Origin of the sequence: Actinoplanes sp. NPDC051633 (assembly GCF_040681735.1) — a bacterium.
GTDB lineage: Bacteria > Actinomycetota > Actinomycetes > Mycobacteriales > Micromonosporaceae > Actinoplanes.
Genome location: NZ_JBFAZH010001069.1, coordinates 1 through 2,648, shown reverse-complemented (window position 1 = coordinate 2,648; position 2,648 = coordinate 1). Strand labels below are relative to the sequence as shown.

The following is a 2,648-nucleotide window of genomic DNA, read 5'->3' as shown; positions in this document are numbered from 1 at the left end:
GTCGATGCCACCGGATCGTCACCGACGAACGGCACCACGAAGAAGAGCATGGACGCGGCCGGGAAGAACGCGCTGCCGATCAGCGCGATCGGGATCCGGACCGTCTCGATGAGCTGGAATTTGGCGTGGGTCAGGGTCAGGCTGGTCATCGCGCGACCTCCGGAACGGTCAGGGTGAGGAAGGCCTCTTCGAGCGAGGTGGGGCGGACCTCCAGGTCCGCGAAGGGCACGTCGTGCGTGACGAGGTCGCGCACCAGGCGGTCGGCGTCGGGCGTCAGGAGATGGGTACGCGCACCGTCCGCCTCCCGCCCCACCACGCCGGGCAGATCGGGCACGGGCACCGGGGAGGTCACGCTGACCCGGCGGATGGCGACCAGGCCGCGTACCGCGCCGACGCTGTCGTCGGCGAGCACGCGGCCTCCCCCGATCACCACCACGCGCTCGGCCAACGCCTCGACCTCCTCGAGGTAGTGGCTGGTGAGCACGACCGTGCCGCCGTCGGCGTGGAAGGCGCGCACGCCGTCCCACAACGACCGGCGGGCCTCGACGTCGAGCCCGGTCGTCGGCTCGTCGAGGAACACGATGCGCGGCCGCCCGACGAACGCCAGAGCCACCGCGAGTCGCCGCTTCTGTCCACCGGAGAGCCCGCCGGTCTGCCGCTTGACCAGGTCGGCCAGGCCGAACCGGTCGAGCAGCTCGTCGCGGCCCAGCGGCGCCGGGAAGTGTGCCCGGGCGAAGTCGACGACCTCGCCGACCCGGAGCGCGCCCGGCAGCCCGGTCTCCTGCGGCGTCACGCCGAGGGCCACCCGGGAGGCCGCGTCGCGCGGGTCGCCGCCGCACAGCTCGACCCGCCCCGACGTGGGCTTGCGCAGGCCGGTGAAGAGGTTGACCAGCGTGCTCTTGCCGGCGCCGTTCGGGCCGAGCAGGCCGATCAGCGACCCGGCCGGCACGTCGAGGTTCAGTTGGTCGAGAGCGATCACGTCGCCGTAGCGCCGGCTGACGTCGATCGCACGGGCGAGCATCATGACTCCTCCTGCGGATTCAGCAATGTCCTGAGCGCGGCCGTGTAGTTCTCGAACGCCAGCCGGCCGCGCGCCGTGAGCTGGACGAGGGTGGCCGGGGTGCGGCCGTGATGGGTCTTGGTGACCTCGACGTATCCGGCGTCCTCGAGCTTTCGCAGGTGGACGGACAGGTTGCCGGCGGTCATCTTGAGGATTTCCTGCAGCCTCGGAAAGGCGATCCGGTCGCCGTGGCGCAGCATCGAGAGCGAGGACACCACCCGGAGCCGAGCCTGGGCGTGGATCACCGGGTCGAGCTCGGGCACGTCGGTCTCGGTCACCTCGGCAGCCTCGCCTTGGCGATCGCACCGGCCGCCAGCATCCCGCCGCCGCCCAGGACCGCGATGATCAGCGAATGCCAGCCCGGCCCGGCGATGACTCCGGCGACGTTCGCCGCGCTGACGCCGATGCCCAGGTAGTAGAAGACGGTGTCCTTGTAGAGCACGCCGGCGACCATGTGCAGCGCGGCGGTCAGGCCGACCATCACGCCCGACCACAGCAGGCTGACCTCCGGCTCGGGGAGCAGTGAGCTCACCCGCGACAGCACCACCGACATGCCGCAGAACGCGACCGACCAGGTGATGCCGTACATCGCACCCTGGCGGCTCGACGGGCCGGTGACCCAGCGGCCGCTGCGGGCGCCCCGCACGCCGGTGTAGATGCCCGCCGCGAAGATCGAGCCCATCAGCACGACCAGCGGAAGCCACTCCGGAAAGTTGACGAAGATCCGCCCGTCCGGCCCGAACCGCAGGAAGAACACCGTGAAGCCGATCAGCCAGGCGAACCCCCACGGCCACAGGAAGATCCGCGGGTCGGGGGTGAGGCTGCGCTCGGTCTCGGCACGCTCGCGCTCGATGAGTCGCAGCGACTCGGCGGGGTCGAGCGGCGCGTCTTCGTCAATGTCGTCTGGGACCATGCAAAGAACTTTACCGCACAAAGTCAAAGAGGTTTGTGCCATAAAGTTGACTAGGCTGGAGGGATGCCTCTCGCTGCCACGTTGGCGCAAGTAGCGCAGGCCTCCGGGTACGCGCCGGACGACCCCCTGGTGATCGGCGTGCGCCGTGGTGGCCGCCCGGCCTACCTGACCCGCGGGTGCCTGCCGGTCTCCGGCGGGACCGTCGCCGCCGGCCGGGACAGCCTGTTCTACGTGGCTTCGCTGGCGAAACAGGTCACGGCGGCCTGCGTCGCCCTGGCCGGGCTCGACCCGGAGTCGGCGCTGGCCGACCACCTGCCGGAGCTGCCGGGGCCGGCGCGGGCGATCCGGCTACGGCACCTGATCCACCACACCGCGGGCCTGCCGATGGATTTGCCGCCGGAGGCCGGCGCCGATCGCACCACCCAGGGCATCATCGCCGCCATCCACAGGCTGTGGACAACTCCCGGACTCCGTCACGCGGAGCGCCTACTCTCGGACCCACCCAGTGCCGGGGTGGGGGAGGCGGCGGCCCCCGAGGAGGGCGACCCACCCTCGGCCCGGGTGGGGGAGGCGGCGGCCCCCGCGGAGGGCGACCCACCCTCGAGCCGGGTGGGGGAGGCGGCGGCCCCCGCGCAGGGCGACCCACCCTCGGCCCGGGTGGGGGAGGCGGCGGCC

At 72.0% G+C, this 2,648-nt stretch carries 4 protein-coding genes; 1 reads left to right on the top strand and 3 read right to left on the bottom strand.

Translation table 11 applies throughout. The annotated features are described in order from the left end of the window. Positions 1-145 precede the first annotated feature (145 nt). The 3 genes from AB0M20_RS37040 to AB0M20_RS37030 are packed head-to-tail and all read right to left on the bottom strand — an operon-like array spanning position 146 to position 1,973. Positions 146-1,024, bottom strand: a complete 879-nt coding sequence (locus AB0M20_RS37040; protein WP_364305402.1) for an ABC transporter ATP-binding protein — start codon at positions 1,022-1,024, stop codon at positions 146-148. Next, the gene (locus AB0M20_RS37035; protein WP_364305400.1) at positions 1,021-1,338 is read right to left on the bottom strand and encodes a transcriptional regulator; all 318 of its coding nucleotides are present in this window, start codon (positions 1,336-1,338) and stop codon (positions 1,021-1,023) included. Before AB0M20_RS37035 ends, AB0M20_RS37040 begins: the two co-directional genes overlap by 4 nt. Further along, on the bottom strand, positions 1,335-1,973 hold the full coding sequence (locus AB0M20_RS37030) for a transporter (protein WP_364305398.1): 639 nt from the start codon (positions 1,971-1,973) through the stop codon (positions 1,335-1,337). Before AB0M20_RS37030 ends, AB0M20_RS37035 begins: the two co-directional genes overlap by 4 nt. Before the next feature lie 63 nt (positions 1,974-2,036). Here AB0M20_RS37030 and AB0M20_RS37025 point away from each other — a divergent pair. Then, the coding region (locus AB0M20_RS37025; protein ID WP_364305397.1) for a serine hydrolase domain-containing protein at positions 2,037-2,648 on the top strand (612 nt) is incomplete at its 3' end.

What these genes read in the sequence shown, in the direction of transcription:
- AB0M20_RS37040 (WP_364305402.1), bottom strand. Translation starts at nt 1,024, where the DNA reads ATGATGCTCGCCCGTGCGATCGACGTCAGCCGGCGCTACGGCGACGTG.
- AB0M20_RS37030 (WP_364305398.1), bottom strand. Translation starts at nt 1,973, where the DNA reads ATGGTCCCAGACGACATTGACGAAGACGCGCCGCTCGACCCCGCCGAG.